The organism is Streptomyces malaysiensis subsp. malaysiensis, assembly GCF_040653035.1.
Lineage (GTDB): Bacteria > Actinomycetota > Actinomycetes > Streptomycetales > Streptomycetaceae > Streptomyces > Streptomyces malaysiensis.
On sequence record NZ_JBEZNG010000007.1, the window covers coordinates 170,529 to 195,089 of the forward strand.

At 70.2% G+C, this 24,561-nt stretch carries 2 protein-coding genes; both read right to left on the minus strand.

All coding sequences use genetic code 11. The annotated features are described in order from the left end of the window. Window positions 1–60 precede the first annotated feature (60 nt). Window positions 61–14,349, minus strand: coding sequence for a type I polyketide synthase (locus tag AB0E24_RS16925; RefSeq protein ID WP_359377762.1), 14,289 nt, complete (start codon window positions 14,347–14,349; stop codon window positions 61–63). 25 nt (window positions 14,350–14,374) lie between these two features. Further along, the gene (locus AB0E24_RS16930) at window positions 14,375–24,505 is read right to left on the minus strand and encodes a type I polyketide synthase (protein ID WP_359377765.1); all 10,131 of its coding nucleotides are present in this window, start codon (window positions 24,503–24,505) and stop codon (window positions 14,375–14,377) included. Window positions 24,506–24,561: the final 56 nt, after the last annotated feature.

The window sequence follows — 24,561 nt, forward strand, 5'->3', positions numbered from 1 at the left end:
CGAGTCAAAGAAGACTGAAGAATGAAAGGAGGCCAGAGAACTGCACCTCGGCGCTCACGCTTAGCTGAGCTCATTTTCGATGAAATCGAAGAGATCGTCGTCGGACGCCCCGTCAAGCCGCTGCGTAATGCTCTCAGCGTCCTTCGCTCCGCCCTCGTCGCCATTCAGCCTGGCGAGGAGCACTTGGAGTCGGGCCGCGATGGCCATTCGCTCGGCACTGTCCGGCTCAGCCGTGGAGAGTGATGCCTCGAGTTTTTCCAGATCCGCGATCAACGGAGTGGCGGATGTCCCTTCGTCGGGCAGGACGCCCGCTCGTACATGCTCTGCCAGAGTCTTTGCGTTGGGATAGTCGAAGACCAGAGTGGTCGGCAGCCGTAGCCCGGTGTCCGCGTTCAGCCGGTTTCGGAATTCTACCGCCGTGAGCGAGTCGAATCCCAATTCCTTGAAGGCGCGGTCGGATTCCACGCCTTCCATACCGGAGAATCCGAGAACCGCGGCCGCGTGACCGCGTACCAGGTCGAGCACGGCACGCTCCCGCTCGCCCGGAGCCAGCGCGAGGAGCCTTTCCCTCAGGCGCGATCCGCCCTCCGCATGGCTCTCCTCGGCGGCACGGGCCTGCTCCAGGGCCGATACGACCTCGGGCAGTTCGCCGAGCAGCGGGCTGGGCCGCCCGATGGTGAACGCGGGGGCGAATCGCTCCCAGTCCACATCGGCGACCGTCATCACACCGTCGTCACCCGCGACCGCACCGTGCAGCGCGGCCATCGCCAGGCCGGGAGCCATGGCGGGCAGACCACGACGGGCCAGCTGGTCGCCGCCGTCGCCGGCCGCCATACCGCTTTCGGCCCAGGGCCCCCAGGCCACAGCGGTACCGGCGAGACCCCGGGCACGACGGTCCTCCACCAACGCGTCCAGATACGCGTTGGCCGCACCATAGGCGGCCTGACCACCGCTGCCCCACACACCCGCGATCGAGGAGAAGACTACAAAGGCGTCGAGCTCACGGTCGCCCAGCAACGCGTCCAGATGCCCGGCACCGGTCGCCTTCCCCGACACCACCGACGCCGCATCCGTCAGCCCCATCTGCGCGAGCTCCGCCGCCTGCTCCACACCCGCCGCATGGAAGACAGCCCTCAGCGGGAACTCCTCCGGAACGGTCTCCAGAACCGCCGCCAACTGCTCACGGTCGGCCACATCACAAGCCGCCACCGTCACCCGGGCACCCAGGGCTTCGAGTTCCCCGCGCAATTCGGCCGCACCCGGCGCCTCAGGACCGCGACGGCTGGTCAGCACCACATGCTCGGCCCCCTGACCCACAACCCAGCGAGCCACCCGAGCACCCAGCGCACCCGTACCACCCGTCACCAGCACCGTGCCACGTGCCCGCCACGACACCCCCTCACCCACAGCCGCCGCCGACCGCACCAGACGACGCACGAACACACCGGAACCGCGCACCGCGACCTGATCCTCACCACCCCCGCCCGACAGGACACCCACCAGCCGCCCCACCGCACGCTCATCCAACACCTCGGGCAGATCGACCAGACCACCCCACACCGCCGAATGCTCCAACCCCACCACCCGACCCAAACCCCACACCTGCGACTGCACCACACCAGCCAACCGATCCGAACGCCCCACCGACACCGCACCCCGCGACACACACCACAACAGGCTCTCGGCATCCACCTCGACCAACGCCTGCACCAGCGTCAGCGTCGAAGCAAAACCAGCAGACAGCGCCGGATGCCCCGGGCACGGCCCCTCATCCAGAGCGAGCAGCGACAGCACGCCACCCAACTCCGGTGCAGTGGCGAGGACCTCACGCAGCCGCTCGCTCAACAGCCGGGCGTCCAGGTCCCGCTCGTTCACCACCAGCGACACCACACCCGCACCATGCCGCTCAAGCCCCGAGACAACCCCGGCCACCAACTCGTCCTCGGCACACGACGCCGGAACCACCACCAGCCACGTCCCCGACAACGCCCCACCGGCCACATCCGCAACCGGCTTCCACGACACCCGATAACGCCAACCGTCAATCGTGGATTGCTCGCGATTGCTCCGGTGATATGCGGACAGCGCGGGCAGAACCGTGCTCAGCGGCGCATTGCCATCGACGTCGAGCGCCTCGGCAAGCGCTTCGAGATCCTCGCGCTCGACCGCTTCCCAGAATCGCGCGTCGACCGAGTCCGCGGACGTCGCACCGGAATCCCGGCCGCCACCGGCCGCGGATACCTCGGGCCAGAACCGTTCGCGCTGAAACGCGTATGTGGGCAGCTCCACCTTGCCGGCACCGCGTCCGGCGAATATCGATTCCCAGCCCACCGTGGCACCGTGCGTATGCAGTTCGGCAAGCGCCGTGATCAACGCACCCGCTTCGGGGCGCTCTTTACGCAGCACCGGGACCAGAACCGCCGCCGAAGTGCCCTTCGCGCTTTCCGCGAGGCAGTCCTGGGCCATGGCGGTGAGCACACCGTCCGGACCCACTTCCAGGAACCTTGTCACGCCCAACGCCTTAAGCGAACGTACTCCATCCGCAAACCGAACCGCCTCACGCACATGCCGAACCCAATAATCCGGAGAACATGTCTCCCCCTCCGAGGCCAGCTCGCCAGTGACATTGGACACCAGCGCCATGGTCGGCGGTTCAAAAGAGACCTCACGGACCACGTGGCCGAACGCGTCCAACATACTGTCCATGAGGCAAGAGTGAAACGCATGCGAGACCCGCAAACGCCTAGTCTTTGTCCCCTTCGCCGTCCATGTATCCGCCACCTTCTGGACCGCTTGCGCATGCCCGGCGATCACCACTGCCGTCGGTCCGTTGACCGCCGCGATGCTCATCTCGTGCTCACGGCCGGCGAGTGAGGCGGCGACCTCCTCTTCAGATGCCTGAATGGCCACCATCGCGCCGCCCTCGGGGAGCGCCTGCATCAGACGGCCGCGGGCCGCGATCAGTGTGCACGCGTCCTGAAGCGAGAACACCCCCGCCACATGCGCGGCGGCGATCTCCCCCACCGAGTGACCGATCACCACATCCGGAGTGACACCCCAGTGCTCCAGCAACCGGAACAACGCCACCTCGATGGCGAACAACGCGGGCTGAGTGAACCCCGTCTGATCCAGTAGCTCGGCATCCGCACCGCCCTCGACCGCGAACATCACATCCCGCAGCGGACGATCGAGCAGCACATCCAGGTGGGCGCACACCTCGTCCAGCGCACGGGCGAACACCGGGAACGCCTCGTACAACTCCCGCCCCATGCCCAGGCGCTGCGCACCCTGCCCCGAGAACAGGAACGCCGTCTTGCCGCCCGGCACCGCCTGCCCCTGCACCACACCGGAAGCGATCCCGCTCCCGGCCACGGCCTCGAGACCGCGCAGAAGGGCTTCCCGGTCCTCGCCGACCAGCACGGCACGGTGCTCGAACACCGACTTGGCCGCCAGCGAATACCCCACGTCCAGCACGCCGAGGTCGCCCCGGGCCGCCACATGCGCGGCGAGCCGCCCGGCCTGGGCGCGCAGCGCCTCCTGGCTCTTGGCCGAGACCAGCCATGGCACCACGACCGTCGACTCGACGGTCTCGGAAGCGGAAGAGGAAGCGGGAGCCGGAGCGGAAGCGGGGGCCACGGTGTCCGAAGCCGCGGGCCCCTCGGCCGCCGGCGCCTGCTCGATGATGGTGTGGGCGTTGGTCCCGCTCAGCCCGAACGAGGAAATACCCGCCCGGCGCGGACGGCCCGTCTCCGGCCATGCGGTGGCCTCGGTCAGCGGACGCACCTCACCCGCCGACCAGTCCACCTCGTGCGACGGCTCGTCCAGGTGGAGGATCTTCGGCAACACGCCCTCGCGCATCGCCATCACCATCTTGATCACACCGGCGACACCGGCGGCCGCCTGTGTATGACCGATGTTGGACTTGATGGCCCCCAGCCACAGCGGCTGGTCCTCAGAACGCCCCTGGCCATAGGTGGCCAGCAACGCCTGCGCCTCGATCGGGTCACCCAGCGTCGTGCCCGTGCCGTGCGCCTCCACCACGTCCACATCGGCCGTCGAGAGATGGGCACTGGCCAGCGCCTGCCGGATCACCCGCTGCTGGGAGGGGCCGTTCGGCGCCGTAAGGCCGTTCGACGCACCGTCCTGGTTGATCGCCGAACCGCGCACGATCGCCAGCACCGGGTGGCCGTTCTTCCGCGCGTCCGACAGCCGCTCCACCAGCAGCATGCCGACACCCTCGGACCACCCTGTACCGTCCGCGGCGTCGGCGAACGGCTTGCACCGGCCATCGGGCGCCAGTCCGCGCTGACGGCTGAACTCGACGAAGGCGCCGGGTGTCGACATCACCGACACACCACCGGCGAGGGCCAGATCGCACTCGCCCTGGCGCAGCGCCTGCATGGCCATGTGGAGTGCCACCAGCGATGACGAGCACGCCGTGTCCACCGTCACCGCGGGCCCTTCGAGACCGAAGGTGTAGGAGATGCGCCCGGACACCACGCTGGCCGCGCTGCCCGTGCCCAAGTGGCCTTCGAGGTCGCCCTGGGAGTCCACCCACAATCCGGCGTAGTCCTGGCCGTTCGTCCCGACGAACACACCCGCTCGGGCGCCCCTCAGCGACTCGGGAGCGATACCTGCGCGCTCGAACGCCTCCCACGAGGTCTCCAGCAGCAGCCGCTGCTGCGGATCCATGGCAAGGGCCTCACGTGGCGAGATCCCGAAGAACCTGGCGTCGAATTGCGGGGCGCCGTAGAGGAAGCCGCCCTCGCGGGCGTAGGACGTGCCGAGCCGCTCGGGGTCGGGGTCGTACAGCCCATCGAGGTCCCAACCGCGGTCGGTGGGGAACTCGGAGATGGCGTCGGCGCCTTCGGCCACCAGCCGCCACAGGTCCTCGGGCGTGTGGACATCCCCGGGGAAGTGGCAGCTCATCGCCACGATCGCGATGGGGTCGTGGTCCACGGCCACCGCGTTCGGCCGGGTGGTGTCGAGGGCCGGCTGGGCCGTGCCGAACGCCTCGGCGTCCAGGTAGTCGGCCAGTTCGGCGGCGGTCGGGTAGTCGAAGACGAGCGTCGCCGGGAGGCGCAGGCCCGTCGCGAGGTCCAGCCGGTTGCGCAGCTCGACCGCCGTGAGGGAGTCGAACCCGAGGTCGCGGAAGGCGCGGCCGGGCTCGATCGAGTCCGCCGTAGTGTGGCCGAGCACCGAGGCCGCGTGGCCGCGGACCAGCTCCAGCACGGCCTCGTTGCGCTCGGCCGCCGACAGTCCGGCCAGCTTTCCTGCGAAGGTGGCCGCCTCCGTAGCGGCGCCGCCGTCGTCCGTGGCCAGGTGCTTGTGCGCCTCGGGGATGTCGCTGACGAGAGTGCCGCCGCGGGCGGCGGCCAGCGACGGGGCCAGGCGCTCCCAGTCGACGTCCGCGATGACGAGCGACGCCTCTTCTTGGCCCACGGCCCAGCTCAGCGCGTCCACCGCCAGCGCCGGGGCCATCGCGGACACCGCGCCACCGCGCACCCGCTCCCCGGCGCGGCCGCCCGCAGCCATACCGGACTCGGCCCACGGTCCCCACGCCACCGCCGTACCGGCCAGCCCGGCGCCACGCCGCACCACGGCCAGCGCGTCCAGATACGCGTTCGCCGCCGCGTAGGCGCCCTGTCCGGCGCCGCCCACCACCCCGGCGAACGACGAGAACAGGACGAACGCGTCCAGTTCGAGGTCGGCCGTCAGCTCGTGCAGCAGCCGCGCGCCCTCGACCTTCGCGCCCAGCACCCCGGCGAGCTGATCGACGGTCAGGCCGTCCAGCACACCGTCATCCAGCACACCGGCCGCGTGCACCACACCACGCAGCGGGAAGCGCTCGGGAATCGCCGCCACCACCTCGACCAGCGCATCCCGATCCGCGGCGTCACAAGCCACCACCGACACGGCGGCGCCGAGCCCTTCCAGCTCCGCCCGCAGCTCGGAGGCGCCCTCCGCCGCGAGACCGCGGCGGCTGGTCAGCACCACATGCTCGGCGCCCTCACGCACCGCCCAGCGCGCCACATGCGCGCCCAGCGCACCCGTGCCGCCGGTGATCAGCACCGAGCCGCTCGGCCGCCATGCCTCGCCGCCCGTGGACGCCGTACCCACCAGCCGCCGGCCGAACACCCCGGAGCCGCGGATCGCCGTCTCGTCCTCGCCGCCCTCCGCGGACAGCACACCGGCCAGCCGCGACACCGCGCGCTCGTCCAGCGTCTCGGGCAGATCGACGAGCCCGCCCCAGATCTGCGGATGCTCCAGCGCCGCCACCCGGCCGAGGCCCCACATCTGCGCCTGCGCGGTGCTCGCGAGCCGGTCGGAACGGCCCACCGACACCGCGCCCCGCGAGGCACACCACAGCCGAAGGCCCGCGTCCAGCCCGGCCGCGGCCTGCACCAACCGCAGCGTCAGCGCGAGTCCGGCGGCGACCACCGGCTCCCCGGCACACGGCTCCTCGTCCAGCGCGAGCAACGACAACACACTCGCGTCGGACTCATCACCGAGCGCGCCCCGCAGCGCCTCGGCGAGCCCATCGCGGTCCATACCGCCGTCAACCGACACCGGTACGACATGAGCTCCGTGCTTCTCCAGCCCCTGCGTGATGGTGACGGTGAGCTCGCTGTCCGCGAGCCCTGCGGGCACCGCCAGCAGCCACGTACCCGACAGCGGCCCAGCCGCCGGCTCCGGGACCGGCTTCCAGGAGACCCGATAGCGCCAGCCGTCGACCGTGGCGCGGTCACGCTGCTGACGGCGGTACGAGGACAGCGCGGGCAGCAACTCGCCGAGCGAGCCACCGCCATCGACGTCCAGCGCCTTTGCCAGCGCCTCCAGGTCCTCGCGCTCCACCGCGTCCCAGAACCGCGCGTCCACACTGTCCGCGGCGGAGCCGCCCGAAGCCTCCGCGCGGTCCTCCAGCCAGAAGCTCTGATGCTGGAAGGCGTACGTCGGCAGCTCCACCGTCCGCGCACCGCGCCCGGCGAAGACCCGCTCCCAGCCCACCTCGACCCCGTGCACATGGAGTTCGGCCAGCGCCGCCGTCAGCGCCTGAACCTCCGGGCGGTCCTTGCGCAGGACGGGCGCCACGACCGAGGCCGAACCGGCGTCCGCCATCAGGCAGTCCCGTGCCATGGCGGACAACACACCGTCGGGGCCGACCTCGACGAACCGGGTCACGCCCAGCTTATCGAGGGTTCGCACCCCGTCCGCGAAGCGCACGGCCTCCCGCACATGGCGCACCCAGTACTCCGCCGAGCACACGTCATCGCCGCTCGCCGCCTCACCCGTCACGTTCGACACCAGCGCGATCGACGGCGTCTGGAAGGACAGCCCCTCGACGACCTTGCGGAAGTCGCCGAGCATCGCGTCCATACGCGGCGAGTGGAACGCGTGGCTGACCCGCAGCCGACGGGTCTTACGACCCTGCCCCGACCTCTGCTCGGCGATCTCCAGCACCGCGGCCTCATCACCCGCGATGACGACGGCGTTCGGGCCATTGATGGCGGCGATGCTCACCTCCGCCTCACGACCGGCGACCGACGGAGCGATCTCCTCCTCCGACGCCTGCACCGCCACCATGGCCCCGCCCTCGGGCAGGTCCTGCATCAGCCGGCCGCGCGCGGCCACCAGCGTGCACGCGTCCTCCAACGAGAACACCCCGGCCACATGGGCGGCGGCGATCTCACCGATGGAGTGGCCGATCAGCACATCCGGAGTGACGCCCCAGTGCTCCAGCAGCCGGAACAGCGCCACCTCGATGGCGAACAACGCGGGCTGCGTGAACGCCGTCTGGTCGAGCAGCTCGGCGTCCGCGCTCCCCTCCGCCGCGAACACCACATCCCGCAGCGGACGGTCCAGCAGCACATCGAGATGCGCGCACACCTCGTCCCACGCGTCGGCGAACACCGGGAACGCCTCGTACAACTCCCGGCCCATGCCCAGGCGCTGCGCACCCTGGCCCGAGAACAGGAACGCCATCACACCCGACGCGTTCGCGACGCCCTGGACCACCCCGGGGGCCACTTCACCGGACGCGACGGCCTCGACGCCGCGCAGCAACTCCGCACGGTTCGCACCCGCGATCACCGCGCGGTGTTCATGCACCGCGCGCGTCGCCACCAGCGAGTGGCCCACGTCCAGCGCGCCCAGCTCGGCACGCTCGACCAGATACGACCGCAACCGCTCAGCCTGGGCGCGCAGAGCCTCCGCGCTCCGGGCGGAAAGCGCCCAGGGCACGATGCCGTGATCCTCGGGCGGGGCCGCCGGGGCGGGCTCCGCCTCGTCATCCGCCGCCGGGGCCTGCTCGATGATGGTGTGCGCGTTGGTGCCACTCACGCCGAACGCCGAGATCCCGGCCCGGCGCGGATGCCCGGTCTCGGGCCACTCCATGGCCTCGGCCAGCAGCCGCACCTCACCCGCCGACCAGTCCACCTCGCGCGAGGGCTCATCCACATGCAGCGTCCGCGGCAGCACACCGTGCCGCATCGCCATCACCATCTTGATGATTCCGCCCACACCGGCGGCGGCCTGCGTATGGCCGATGTTCGACTTGAGCGCGCCCAACCAGAGCGGAAGGCCCTCCGGCCGCTCCTGGCCGTAGGTGGCCAGCAGCGCCTGGGCCTCGATCGGGTCACCCAGCGTGGTACCGGTGCCGTGCGCCTCCACCACGTCCACCTCGGCGGCCGACACTCCGGCGTTGGCGAGGGCCTGGCGGATCACCCGCTGCTGCGAGGGGCCGTTGGGCGCGGTCAGACCGTTCGAGGCGCCGTCCTGATTGACGGCCGAGCCCCGTACGATCGCCAGCACCTGGTGACCGTTGCGCTCGGCGTCGGACAGCCGCTCAACCAGCAGCATGCCCACGCCCTCGGACCAGCCCGTGCCATCCGCGGCGTCCGCGAACGGCTTGCACCGGCCGTCGGGGGCCAGACCACGCTGGCGGCTGAACTCCACGAACGCTCCAGGGGTGGCCATCACCGTCACACCACCGGCGAGCGCCATCTCGCACTCGCCCTGGCGTAGCGCCTGCGCGGCCTGGTGCAGGGCGACCAGCGACGACGAGCACGCCGTGTCCACCGTCAGCGCGGGCCCCTCAAGACCCAGCGTGTAGGAGATACGACCGGAGACGACCGATGTCGCGTTGCCGGTGAGGATCTGCCCTTCCAGCTCCCCGGCCGCGCCGTCGTGCCCGACTCCGTAACCCGAGGTCGCGGCTCCCACGAACACGCCGATCTGGCGGCCGCGTACGGAGGTGGGGGCGATACCGGCCCGCTCGAACGCCTCCCACGAGGTCTCCAGCAGCAGCCGCTGCTGCGGATCCATGGCGAGCGCCTCACGCGGCGAGATCCCGAAGAATCCGGCGTCGAACTCGCCCGCGTTGTGCAGGAAACCGCCCTCGCGCGCGTAGAACGTGCCCAGACGCTCCGGGTCGGGGTCGTACATCCCGTCCACGTCCCACCCACGGTTGGACGGGAAGTCGGAGATGGCGTCACCACCGCCGGCCACGAGCCGCCACAGGTCCTCGGGGCTTCCGACGCCGCCCGGGAAGCGGCAGCTCATCCCGACGATCGCGATCGGGTCGTCATCGACCGCGGCCACCACCGCCGACGGCGTGGCCACCGCCCCCTGCGTCCCCAGCACCTCGGCACGCAGATGGTCGGCCAGCACCGTGGCACTCGGGTAGTCGAAGACCAGCGTGGCCGGAAGCACCAGCCCCGTCTCCGCGTTCAACCGATTACGGAACTCCACCGCGGTGAGCGAGTCGAAACCCAGCTCCTTGAACGCCCGCCCGGGCTCAACCACCTCCGCACCCGTGAAACCGAGCACCGCGGCGGCCTGGCCGCGCACGAGGTCGAGCAGGGTCCGATCGATCTCGGCCTCGGTCAGTCCGGCCAGCCGCTCCCGCAGACCCGTCGATGCGTCGCCCGCCTGGCCGGGCGAGGTCGCGGTGTCGAGTGCCCTGCGGACCTCGGGCAGGTCGCCGAGCAACGGGCTCGGTCGCTCCAAGGTGAACAAGGGGGCGAACCGCTTCCAGTCCACATCGGCGACCGTCACCACACCGTCGTCACCCGCGACCGCTCCATGCAGCGCGGTCAGGGCCAGCGTCGGGGGAATGACCGCCAGGCCACGACGGACGAGCTCCCCTTCCATCCCCTCCGAAGTGGCCATACCGCCCTCGGCCCAGGGCCCCCAGGCCACGGCCGTACCGGCGAGACCCCGTGCACGGCGGTCCTCCACCAACGCGTCCAGATACGCGTTCGCCGCACCATACGCGGCCTGACCACCACTGCCCCACACACCCGCGATCGAGGAGAAGACCACAAACGCGTCCAGCTCACGGTCGCCCAGCAACGCGTCCAAATGCCCGGCACCGGTCGCCTTCCCCGACACCACCGACGCCGCATCCGCCAAACCCATCCCCGCGAGCTCCGCAGCCTGCTCCACACCCGCCGCATGGAAGACAGCCCTCAGCGGGAACTCCTCCGGAACGGTCTCCAGCACCGCCGCCAACTGCTCACGGTCGGCCACATCACAGGCCGCCACCGTCACCCGGGCACCCAGCGCTTCGAGCTCCCCGCGCAATTCGGCCGCACCCGGCGCCGAAAGCCCCCGACGGCTGGTCAGCACCACATGCTCAGCCCCCTGACCCACAACCCACCGAGCCACCCGGCCACCCAACGCACCCGTACCACCCGTCACCAACACCGTGCCACGCGCCCGCCACGACACCCCCTCACCCACAGCCACCGCCGACCGCACCAAACGACGCACAAACACACCGGAACCCCGCACCGCGACCTGATCCTCACCACCCCCACCCGACAGGACACCCACCAGCCGCCCCACCGCACGCTCATCCAACACCTCAGGCAGATCCACCAGACCACCCCACACCGCCGAATGCTCCAACCCCACCACCCGACCCAAACCCCACACCTGCGACTGCACCACACCAGCCAACCGATCCGAACGCCCCACCGACACCGCACCCCGCGACACACACCACAACAAGCACTCGGCACCCACCCCGACCAACGCCTGCACCAACGTCAACGTCGAAGCAAAACCAGCAGACAACGCCGGATACCCCGGGCACGACCCCTCATCCAGAGCGAGCAGCGACAACACACCACCCAACTCCGGCACCTCAGCGACAACCTCACCCAGCCGCTCCCCCAGCACCCCGGCGTCCAGGTCCCGCTCATCCACCACCAGCGACACCACACCCGCACCATGCCGCTCAAGCCCCGAGACAACCCCGGCCACCAACTCGTCCTCGGCACGAGACGCCGGAACCACCACCAGCCACGTCCCCGACAACGCCCCACCGGCCACATCCGCAACCGGCTTCCACGACACCCGATAACGCCAACCATCGATGGTCGACTGATTGCGGCTGCTGCGTCGGTACGCCGACAGCGCGGGCAGCACCGCGCCCAGCGTCGCCTCGTCATCGAAGTCGAGGGTCTTGGCGAGCGATGCGAGATCCTCGCGCTCCACGGCCTGCCAGAACCACGCGTCCACCTCGTCCCGGATACCGGCATCGACACCGGTTCCGTCGGCGGACTTCTCTATCCAGTAGCGCTGACGCTGGAAGGGGTATGTCGGCAGGTCGACCCGGCGGGCTTCGAGACCGTCGAACGCCGGCCGCCAATCGACGACGGAGCCATGAACATGCAGCCGGGCCAGCGCCGTTGTCAGGGCGACGGCCTCCGGGCGATCCTTGCGCAGCACCGGCAGGGCCACGGGCGCCGAGTCCTCCCCGGCCCGCTCCGCCAGGCAGTCCTGCGCCATCGCCGAGAGCACACCGTCGGGGCCCACCTCCAGGAAGGTGGTCACGCCTTGCGCGTCGAGCGTCCGTACCCCGTCCGCGAACCGCACCGCCGCACGGACATGGCGCACCCAGTACTCCGGCGAGCACACCTCCGCGTCCGCCACCTTGCCGGTGACGTTGGAGACGAGATCGATGGAGGACGGGGCGAACGACAGGGCTTCCACGACGCGCCGGAAGTCGTCCAGCATCGCGTCCATGCGCGGCGAGTGGAAGGCATGGCTGACCCGCAGCCGACGGGTCTTACGACCCTGCTCCGACCACTGCTCGGCGATCTCCAGCACCGCGGCCTCATCACCGGCGATGACCACGGCCGTCGGGCCATTGACGGCGGCGATACTCACCTCGGCCTCACGACCGGCCAGCGACGGAGCGATCTCCTCCTCCGACGCCTGCACCGCCACCATCGCGCCGCCCTCGGGGAGCGCCTGCATCAGTCGGCCGCGGGCCGCGATCAGTGTGCACGCGTCCTGAAGCGAGAACACCCCCGCCACATGCGCGGCGGCGATCTCCCCCACCGAGTGACCGATCACCACATCCGGAGTGACACCCCAGTGCTCCAGCAACCGGAACAACGCCACCTCGATGGCGAACAACGCGGGCTGAGTGAACGCCGTCTGATCCAGCAACTCGGCGTCGGCACCGCCCTCGACCGCGAACATCACATCCCGCAGCGGACGGTCCAGCAGCACATCCAGGTGGGCGCACACCTCGTCCAGCGCACGGGCGAACACCGGGAACGCCTCGTACAACTCCCGCCCCATGCCCAGGCGCTGCGCACCCTGACCCGAGAACAGGAACGCGAGGGTGTCCTCGATCCGTGCCACGCCCTGGACGACCTGGGCCGCGTTCTCGCCGTTGGCCAGAGCCTCCAGACCGCGGAGGAGGCCATCGCGGTCCTCGGCGATCACGGCCGCGCGGTGCTCGAAAGCCGAACGGGTCGTGGCCAGGGAGAAGGCCATATCGGCCGGCGACAACTCCGGATGCGCACTCATGTGGGCATGGAGCTGGCTCGCCTGGGCGCTGAGCCCCTCCGCGCTCTTGCCGGACACCAGCCACGGCAGGACGACGGACTGCTTCGCCGCGTCGGCCCGGGGGGCGGTTGCCTCCTGTTGTTCATCGGGGTCGGCTGTCGGAGCCTGCTCGATGATGGTGTGCGCGTTGGTCCCGCTCAGCCCGAACGAGGAGATACCCGCCCGGCGCGGCTGCCCGGTCTCGGGCCACTCGGTGGCCTCCGTCAGCAGCCGCACCTCACCCGCGGACCAGTCCACCTGCCGCGACGGCTCATCCACATGCAGGACCTTCGGCAGGATGCCGTGCCGCATGGCCATCACCATCTTGATGATTCCCGCGACACCGGCGGCGGCCTGGGTGTGACCGATGTTCGACTTGATGGCCCCCAGCCACAGCGGCTGCTCCTCGGGCCGCCCCTGACCATAGGTGGCCAGCAGCGCCTGCGCCTCGATCGGGTCGCCCAGCGTGGTGCCCGTACCGTGCGCCTCGACCGCGTCCACCTCGGTGGCCGACAGTCCCGCGCTGGCCAGTGCCTGGCGGATCACCCGCTGCTGGGACGGGCCGTTGGGCGCCGTCAGACCGTTGGAGGCGCCGTCCTGGTTGACCGCCGAACCGCGGACGATGGCCAGCACCGGGTGGCCGTTCTTCCGCGCGTCCGACAGCCGCTCGACCAGCAGCAGGCCCACGCCCTCGGACCAGCCCGTGCCGTCCGCGCCCTCGGCGAACGGCTTGCAGCGGCCATCGACCGCGAGCCCGCGCTGCCGGCTGAACTCGATGAACGAACCGGGCGACGACATGACCGACACACCACCGGCAAGCGCCAGATCACACTCGCCCTGACGCAGCGCCTGCACCGCGAGATGCAGCGCCACCAGCGACGACGAACAGGCGGTGTCCACCGTGACGGCCGGTCCTTCGAGGCCGAAGGTGTAGGAGATACGGCCCGACACCACGCTGGCCGCACTGCCCGTCAGATAGCCCTCGAGTTCGCCTCCCACCTCATAGAGATGGGTCGCGTAGTCCAGGCCACTCGTGCCGACGAAGACCCCGACCGGCCTGCTGCGCAGGGAGACGGGGTCGATACCGGTCCGCTCGAACGCCTCCCAGGAGGCTTCCAGCAGCAGCCGCTGCTGTGGATCGGTCGCCAGTGCCTCACGCGGGGACATCCCGAAGAACTGCGGGTCGAACTCGTCGGCGTCGTAGAGGAAGCCGCCCTCACGGGTGTAACTCGTCCCCGGGTTGTCCGGGTCCGGGTGGTACAGCGTCTCGTTCTCCCAACCGCGGTCGGTCGGGAACTCGGAGATGGCATCGACGCCATCCACGACGAGTTGCCAGAGTTGCTCGGGGGTGCGCACACCCCCGGGGAAGCGACAGCTCATACCGACGATGGCGATGGGCTCTTTCGAGGCCGCGACCAGACGCTGGTTCTGTAGCTTGAGGCGGTCGTTTTCCCGCAGAGAAGCGCGCAGCGCTTCGACAACTCTTTCGGAGGACGTAGCCATCAGTAGCTCCACACTTCCAACAACATCAAAGGTCAGCGCCGCCCAGAGCCCTCTGGACGAGGTCATCGACATCCATCGTGTCGACCGCGCTACTCAGTTCTTCTTGCGGCGCCGACTCAGAACCGCTCTCCGGTTTCCGCGCGAGTTCGAGCAGGGTGTCCATGAGTCCGGCTTCACGGAAACGCGCGAGCGGAATGGAAACCAACGCCTCGCGTATCCGGTCCTCTTCCGAGTCGTTCTGCTCAGCCCCATCACCTTGCGGGAACATGCCCGTCTCCAGGTGCTCGGCCAGGGCGATGAGGTTCGGGTAGTCGAATGCCAAAGTGGTCGGCAGTTCCAGGCCGGTGATCGCGCCCAGCCGGTTGCGTAGCTGAACGGCCGTCAGCGAGTCGAAACCGAGCTCGGTGAACGACCGATCGTTCTCGATGGCGTCAGGGGTGGTGTGCACCAGGACCGCGGCGACGTGCTGACGCACCAGCTTGCGCAGCTGGCGCTGACGCTTCGCCGAGGGCAGCGCCTCCAGGCTCGCGCGCAGCTCGGCCGCCGCCGACTCGGTCGCCGCCGGGTCGGAAGGTGTCAGTGATGCCGTCGGCCGCTGCCGCTCGGTCAGCTCGCTCAGCAGCGGTATCGGCCGGTCTGCTCCCAGCTCACCCGCGAGCCGCTCCCAGGCGGCATCGGCCACGAGGAGGAAGGTCTCGTCCAGGTCCAGCGCGCGCTGAAGCGCGGAGATGGCAAGGTCCGGTTTCATCGGGGCCATGCCGCCCCGCCTCATCTGCTCTTCGAGCTCCCCGTCGACCGCCATTCCGCTTCCGGCCCAGGCGCCCCAGGCGATGGAGGTGGCCGGAAGGCCATCCGCACGCCGCTGCGACGCCAACGCGTCGAGATAGGCATTACCCGCCGCGTAACTCCCCTGACCCGGACCACCCAACGTACCCGCCGCCGAAGAGAACAACACAAACGCCGACAGATCCATCCCCGCCGTCAACTCATGCAGATTCCACGCCGCATCCACCTTCGGACGCAACACCCCAGCCGCACGCTCCACCGTCAGGGCATCCAGCACACCGTCATCCAGCACACCCGCCGTGTGCACCACGGCGGTGAGCGGCAGCTCCGAAGGAATCGCCTCCAGCACCGCGGCCAGTGCGTCACGGTCCGCCGCGTCGCACGCCGCCACCGTCACCCGGGCCCCGAGCTCCTCCAACTCCGCCTTCAACTCGACGGCACCCTCGGCCTCCATGCCACGACGGCTCGTCAGTACGAGATGCTCGGCGCCCGTACGCGCCAGCCAGCGGGCCACATGACCACCCAGCGCACCCGTACCACCAGTCACCAACACCGAACCACCCGAACGCCACCCATCAACGCCGGTGGCCTCAGACGCGGAAGCCCGCACCAGCCGCTTGACGAACACACCCGAACCACGCACCGCGACCTGATCCTCACCGCCCTCCGCGGACAGCAGCCCGACCAGTCGCGACACGGCGCGCTCGTCCAGCGTCTCGGGCAGATCGACGAGCCCGCCCCAGATCTGCGGATGCTCCAGCGCCGCGACCCCGCCGAGGCCCCACACCTGCGCCTGCGTGGCGCTCGCGAGCCGGTCGGAACGACCCACCGACACCGCGCCCCGCGAGGCACACCACAGCCGAGCGCGCACGCCCAGCCCCGCCACGGTCTGCACCAGCCACAGAGTCAGCGCGAGTCCGGCAGCGACCGCCGGCTCCCCGGCCATCGGCTCCTCGTCCAACGCGAGCAACGACAACACCCGGACATCGGATTCGCCGTCGACCGCGGTCAGCAGTGTCCGGGCGAGCCCGGCGCGGTCCGCGCCCGCGTCCACCGCCACCGGTACGACACGGGCACCGGACTTCTCGAGCCCTTGGGAAATCGTCCCGGTGAGCGGGCTGTCCGCGAGCCCGGCGGGCACCACCAGGAGCCAGGTGCCCGACAGCGAGCCCGCCGCCACCTCCGGGACGGGCTTCCAGGAGACCCGGTGCCGCCAGCCGTCGACCGTGGTCCGCTCACGCTGCTGACGGCGGTACGACGACAGCGCGGGCAGCAGCTCGCCGAGCGAACCGCTCCCGTCGACGTCCAGCGCCTCCGCCAGCGTCTCCAGGTCCTCGCGCTCCACCGCGTCCCAGAACCGCGCGTCCACGCTGTCCACCGCGGCGGAACCGCCCGGCAGGGAGCCGGCCGACGTCTCCGCGCGGTCCTCCAGCCAGTAGCGCTGACGCTGGAAGGCGTACGTCGGCAGCTCCACCGTCCGCGCACCGCGCCCGGCCAAGACCCGCTCCCAGCCCACCTCGACACCGTGCACATGGAGTTCGGCCAACGCCGCCGTCAGCGCCTGAACCTCCGGGCGGTCCTTGCGCAGAACGGGCGCCACGACCGAGGCCGAAGCCCCGCCCGCGATCAGACAGTCCTGCGTCATCGCGGTGAGCACACCGTCGGGGCCCACTTCGAGGAACGAGGTCACCCCGAGCTTCTCCAGCGCCCGGACCCCGTCCGCGAACCGCACCGCCTGCCGCACATGGCGCACCCAGTACTCCGCCGAGCACACGTCATCGCCGCTCGCCGCCTCACCCGTCACGTTCGACACCAGCGCGATCGACGGCGTCTGGAAGGACAGCCCCTCGACGACCTTGCGGAAGTCGCCCAGCATCGCGTCCATACGCGGCGAGTGGAACGCGTGACTGACCCGCAGCCGACGGGTCTTACGACCCCGCTCCGACCACTGCTCGGCGATCTCCAGCGCCGCGGCCTCATCACCCGCGATCACCACGGCCGTCGGGCCATTGACCGCCGCGATGCTCACCTCGGCCTCATGACCGGCGAGCGACGCCGCGATCTCCTCCTCCGACGCCTGCACCGCCACCATCGCGCCACCCTCCGGCAGCGCCTGCATCAACCGGCCACGCGCCGCGATCAGCGCACACGCGTCCTCCAGCGAGAAGACCCCGGCCACATACGCGGCGGCGACCTCGCCCACCGAGTGGCCGATGAGTACATCCGGGGTCACACCCCAGTGCTCCAACAGCCGAAACAGCGCCACCTCGATGGCGAACAGCGCCGGCTGGGTGAACGCCGTCTGATCCAGCAGCCCGGCGTCCGCGCTCCCCTCCGCCGCGAACACCACCTCCCGGAGCGGACGGTCGAGCAGCACATCGAGATGCGCACACACCTCGTCCAGAGCCTGGGCGAACACCGGGAACGCCTCGTACAACTCCCGACCCATACCGAGGCGCTGCGCACCCTGGCCCGAGAACAAGAACGCCCGCGGGCCGGACGCGTTCGCGACGCCCTGAACCAGTCCCGGGGCGACCTCACCGGATGCGACGGCCTCGAGCCCGGCGAGAAGCTCCGCACGGTCCGCACCCGATACCACCGCACGGTGCTCGAACATCGACCGCGTCGCCACCAGCGAATGGCCGACATCCAGCGCGCTCAGCTCGCTCCGCTCCAGCAGGAACGCCCTGAGCCGTGCCGCCTGGGCTCGTAGCGCATCCGCGCCACGAGCCGACAGCAGCCATGCGGCCACACCGCTGTCGGCGCCGGAAGCCGGGCCTTCCTCGGCCTCGCCCTCGCCCTCGTCAACCGGCGGGGCCTGCTCGATGATGGTGTGCGCGTTGGTGCCACTGACACCGAACGCCGAGACACCGGCCCGGCGCGGCTGCCCGGTCTCGGGCCACTCGGTGGCCTCCGTCAGCAGCCGCACCTCACCCTCCGACCAGTCCACCTCCCGCGACGGCTCATCCACATGCAGCGTCTGGGGCAATACGCCATGCCGCATCGCCATCACCATCTTGATGACACCGGCGACACCGGAAGCCGCCTGCGTATGGCCGATGTTCGACTTCAACGCGCCCAACAGCAGCGGCCGGCCCTCAGGCCGCCCCCGTCCATAGGTCACCAGCAGCGCCTGCGCCTCGATCGGGTCACCCAGCGTCGTACCCGTACCGTGCGCCTCCACCACGTCCACATCGGCCGCCGACAGACGAGCACTCGACAGCGCCTGCCGGATCACGCGCTGCTGCGAGGGACCGTTCGGCGCCGTAAGGCCGTTCGACGCACCGTCCTGGTTGACCGCCGAACCCCGGACGACCGCCAGCACGGGGTGGCCGTTGCGCCGGGCGTCGGACAGCCGCTCCACGAGCAGCATGCCCACGCCCTCGGACCAGCCCGTGCCATCCGCGGCGTTCGCGAACGGCTTGCAGCGGCCGTCCGCGGCGAGGCCACGCTGTCTGCTGAACTCCACGAACGCGCCGGGCGACGACATCACCGAGACGCCGCCGGCGAGCGCCAAATCGCATTCGCCCTGGCGCAGCGCCTGCGCCGCCAGATGCAGCGCGACCAGCGACGACGAGCACGCCGTGTCCACCGTCACCGCGGGCCCCTCAAGGCCGAGCGTGTACGAGATCCGGCCGGAAGCCACGCTTCCAGCGCTTCCGCTGCCGAGCGACCCCTCGAAGCCCTCGGGAACCTGCCGCAGCCGGGTGCCGTAGTCGTTGTACATCACGCCCACGAACACACCGGACCGGCTGCCTCGCTTGGTCGTGGGGTCGATACCGGCCCGCTCGAACGCCTCCCAGGAGGTCTCCAGCAACAGCCGCTGCTGCGGGTCGGTCGCCAGCGCCTCGCGCGGGCTCATGTCGAAGAAGGCGGGGTCGAATTGGTGCGCGTCGTAGAGGAACCCACCGTTCTGGGCGTAGTACGTGCCTTCCCGGTCGGGGTCCGGGTCGTACAGGCGCTCAAGGTCCCACCCGCGGTCGGACGGGAACTCGGACATCGCGTCCGTGCCCGCCATGACCAACTGCCACAGCTCTTCGGGGGTCCGCACGCCACCCGGGAAGCGGCAGCTCATGCTCACGATCACGATGGGATCGCTGTCCACCGGCGCGCCCGGCGCGGCCACCGCCGCCGCGCCCGCCGACGAGGGAGTGCCGTCCCCGCCCAGGATTTCGTCGCGGATATGGCCGACGAGTGCCATCGGGGTCGGATAGTCGAAAACCAGCGTGGCGGGGAGCCGTAGACCGGTCTCCGCGGTGAGCCGATTCCTGAGATCGACCCCCATCAGCGAGTCGAAGCCGAGCTCCTTGAACGGCCGTCGTGTGTTGACGGTCTCGGGGGTGGCGTGCCCGAGGGCCGCCGCGGTCTGCACGCGGACCAGCTCCAGCAGCATCTGGTCCTGCGCTGTCCGTGGCAGACCCGCGAGGCGCCGGCGCAGTTCATCGGGAAGGCTCTCGTCCTGCTCCGATCGTGCGACACGCCGCGCCGTCGCGGTGGGCACGACATTGCGGAAGAGGGCGGGGAGTTCGGCGCCCTGCGCACGCAGCGCCGCGATGTCCAGCCGCACCGGAACGGGCACGGTCTCATTCGCCACCAGGGCCGCGTCGAACAGCTCGAGCCCCTCGTCGGAGGAGAGCGGCACCAGACCGGAACGCGACACCCGACGCAGGTCCCGCTCGCCGAGGTGTCCGGTCATGCCACTGGCCTCGGCCCACAGACCCCACGCCATCGACACACCCGGCAGCCGCTGAGCCCGCCGCCACGACGCGAGACCGTCCAGGAACACATTCGCCGCCGCGTAGCTCCCCTGGCCCGGACCGCCCAACGTGCCCGCCGCCGAGGAGAACAGCACGAACGCCGACAGGTCCATCCCGGCCGTCAGCTCATGCAGATTCCACGCCGCGTCCACCTTCGCCCGCAACACCGGCTCAACCCGCTCACGCGTCAACGACGTGAGCAGTCCGTCGTCGAGCACACCCGCCGCATGCACCACACCGCTCAGCGCAAAACCCTCGGGCAACCCGGCCAACACCCCGGCCAGAGCCTCACCATCCGCGGCATCACACGCCGCGATCACCACCTCAGCACCCGCCCCCTCCAACTCCGCCCGCAACTCCGCCGCGCCCTCGGCCTCCGCACCACGACGCGACAACAACACCAGCCTGCTCACCCCATGCCGCACCACCAGATGCCGCGACACCACACCACCCAACACACCCGTACCACCCGTCACCAACACCGCACCCGAACCAAACCCACCCGACTCCGACGGATCCGGCACCGGCACCCGGCCCAGGCGCGGCATCCGCAGCACACCGGAACGCACCAGGACCTGCTCCTCGCCCAGAGCCAGCACTCCGGGGAGCAGACTGTCGACGCCGTCCAGGTCATCGGTGTCCAGCAGCACCAGACGCCCGGGGTTCTCCGACTGCGCGGACCGCACCAGCCCCCACACCGCCGCCCCGGCCATGTCCTCCACACCATCACCCGCATCAACAGCACCCCGCGTCACCACCACCAACCGCTCACCCGCGAGGCCCTCATCCGCCACCCACGCCCGCACCCGCTCCAGGACCTCAAGGACCCGGCCATAGACCTCACTCACCACATCCGGACCGTCTGAGACGACCCGTACGACCTCGGTCCGCGGCGCCACCTCACCCACCGCTGCCACGGCCCCAGGCGCGTCCACCCACTCGAGCCGGAACAGCGCGTCGCGCGCCGCTCCGCCGACCGCGTTCAGCTGATCCGCGTCGACCGGGCGCAGCACCAGCGATTCGACCGAGGCCACCCCACGCCCGGACTCATCCCCCACCAGCACCGACACCGCATCCGACCCAACACCCACCGACGCCAACCGCACCCGCAACGACGTCGCACCCACCGCCTCCAAAGCAAACCCACGCCACGAGAACGGCAACAAACTCCCCGAACCACCCGCAAGAACCCCACTCACACCCAACGCATGCAACGCCGCATCGAACAACGCCGGATGCAAACCAAACTGACCCGCCCGCTCCCGCTCCCCCTCCGGAAGCCCAACCTCAGCAAACACCTCACCATCACGCCGCCACGCACGCCTCAACCCCTGAAAAACAGGCCCATACTCCAACCCGTTCTCCGCAGCCCGCACATACTCACCCGACACATCAACCAACTCAGCCCCCACCGGAGGCCACACACCGAAGTCGAAGGAAGCCGCCTCGGCACCTGCCATCGGCGCGAGCACACCACGGGCATGGCACGTCCATACCGCGCCCTCGCCCTCCGCCTCCTCCCGTGAGAACACGCTCACCTCACGGAAGCCGGAAGCGTCCGCCTCCCCGGCCTCGACCTGGATCCGCACCCCACCGTGCTCGGGCAGGATCAGCGGCGCCTCGATGACGAGTTCCTCGATCCGGCCACAGCCGACCTGGTCCCCGGCCTGCACCACGAGCTCGACGAACGCCGTCCCCGGCAGCAGCATCACCCCGTGTACGGCGTGGTCCGCCAGCCACTCATGCGTGGCCAACGACAACCGCCCACTCAGCAGCACCCCACCACCACTCGCCAACGACACCACCGCACCCAGCAACGGATGCCCCAGCGAACCCAACCCCACCGAACCCACATCACCCGTACCCGCGGGGACGTCAAGCCAGTAACGCTCGCGCTGGAAGGCATACGTCGGCAGCTCAACCTGCCGACCGCCCCGGTTCTCCAGCACGGCGGCCCAGTCCACCTCGGCGCCGTTCACGAACACCTCGGCGGCGGAGGTCAGGAACCGCTCCAGGCCACCCTCGTCACGCCGTAGCGTGCCGACGACCACGGCCTGTGCCTCGGCGGCCTCGACCGTCTGCTGCACCGGCACGGTCAGCACCGGATGCGGGCTGACCTCGATGAACACACCATGCCCGGCATCGAGCAGGGTGCGGGTGGTGGACTCCAGCTCAACGGTCTGGCGCAGGTTCCGGTACCAGTACTCGGCGTCCAGCTGAGCCGTGTCCACCAGCTCACCGGTCACCGTCGAGTAGAACGGCACCTCCGAGGACCGGGGCTGAAGGTCCGCCAGAACCCTCAACAGCTCCTCACGAATCCCCTCCACATGGGCGGAATGCGAGGCATAGTCCACCGGAACCCGACGGACCCGCACCTCCTCACCCTCCAGCTCCGCGACCATCTCATCCAGCGCCCCCGGATCACCCGACACCACCACGGAACCCGGGCCGTTCACCGCCGCCACCGAAATCGCCCCACCCCACCGGGCGATACGCTCCTCCGCCTGTTGCGCCGACAGCCCGACCGACACCATGCCACCACGACCAGCAAGCCCCACCGCGATCGCCTGCGACCGCAACGCCACCACCTTCGCCGCATCCCCCAGCGACAACCCACCCGCCACACACGCCGCAGCAATCTCACCCTGACTATGACCCATCACCGCATCCGGCTCCACACCCACCGAACGCCACAACCGCGCCAACGACACCATCACCGCAAACAACACCGGCTGCACCACATCCACCCGATCAAAACCAGGCGCACCCTCAACACCACGCAACACACCCGTCAACGACCAATCGACATACGCCGACAGCGCCGCCTCACACTCGCCAACCGCCTCCGCGAACACCGGCGAGGACTCCAACAACCCCACCGCCATACCCACCCACTGCGCCCCCTGCCCCGGGAACACAAACACCGAACGACCGGGAGGCGCGCTCTCGCCCACCACCACGCCCGGAAGAGCGGACTTCTCCGCGACGGCGCCCAGTCCGGACAGCAACTCGTCCCGGTCCCGGCCCACCAGCACCGCGCGGTGATCCAGCACCGACCGGGTCATCACCAGCGACCGCGCCACATCGGCGGCGCCCAGCTCCGAACGCCCGGCCACGTATGCCCGCAGCCGCTCGGCCTGGGCCCGCAGCCCCTCGGCACCGTGGCCCGACACCACCCAGGCCACCGGACCGTCGGCGGCCTCGGGCTCAGCGTCCCCGGCCGCCTCGGCCTCCGGCGCCTGCTCCAGGATCACATGCGCGTTCGTCCCGCTCACACCGAACGAGGACACACCGGCCCTGCGCGGCTCACCCGTCTCCGGCCACGGGGTCGACTCGGTCAGCAGCGACACCGCCCCCGCCGACCAGTCCACGTGCTCCGACGGCTCCTCCACATGCAGGGTCTTCGGCAGCACACCGTGCCGCATCGCCATCACCATCTTGATGACGCCACCCACGCCCGCGGCCGCCTGCGTGTGGCCCACGTTCGACTTGAACGAGCCCAGCCACAACGGCCGATCGGCTCCGGCGCGCTCCTTGCCGTAGGTGGCCAGCAGCGCCTGTGCCTCGATGGGGTCGCCCAGCGGTGTTCCGGTGCCGTGTGCCTCCACCGCGTCCACATCCGCCGCGGACAGACCGGCGTTGCGCAGCGCGTCGCGGATCACCCGCTGCTGCGAGGGGCCGTTGGGAGCCGTCAGCCGGCTGCTCGCCCCGTCCTGGTTCACGGCGGCGCCCCGTACCACGGCCAGCACCTGGTGTCCGTTGCGCTGGGCGTCGGACAGCCGCTCCAGCAGCAGCACACCGGCGCCCTCGGACCATCCGGTGCCGTCGGCCGCGTTCGAGAACGACTTGCAACGTCCGTCCACGGCGAGTCCGCGCAACCGGCTGAACTCGATGAACACCCCTGGTGTCGCCATCATGGCCACGCCACCGGCGAGCGCGAGCGAGCAGTCGCCCTTGTGGAGCGCCTGGACGGCCAGTTGGAGCGCCACGAGCGACGAGGAGCATGCCGTGTCCACGGTCACGGCGGGGCCTTCGAAGCCGAAGGTGTAGGAGATGCGGCCGGAGGCGACGCTTCCGGCGCTGCCGTTGCCGAGGTGGCCTTCGAGACCCTCCGGTATGGACTGGATGCGGGAGCCGTAGTCGTTGTACATCACGCCGACGAACACGCCGGTTCGGCTGCCACGCGCGGACGCCGGGTCGATGCCCGCGCGCTCCAGCGCCTCCCATGAGGTCTCCAGCAGCAGCCGCTGCTGCGGGTCGGTCGCCAGCGCCTCACGCGGACTCATGCCGAAGAAGGAGGCGTCGAAGCCGTTCGCGTTGTGCAGGAACCCGCCCTCACGCGTATAGCTCTTGCCCGGCTTCTCCGGGTCGGGGTCGTACAGGTCCTCGTCCCACCCACGGTCCACGGGGAAGGTGGACACCGCGTCGGTGCCCGAGGCGACCAGCTCCCACAGGTCTTCGGGCGACTCCACCCCGCCGGGATACCTGCACCCCATGCCGACGATCGCGATGGGTTCCCGGTCCCTGTCCTTGAGTTCCTTCAGCTCTTGACGAGTTTCGTGCAGGCTGGCCGTCGCGCGCTTGAGGTAGTCGCGCAGCTTGGTCTCACTCACCGCTTCTTGTCACTCCTCTGAGCACCCCGGACAGGGGTGGAAAGCCTTCGGCCGGT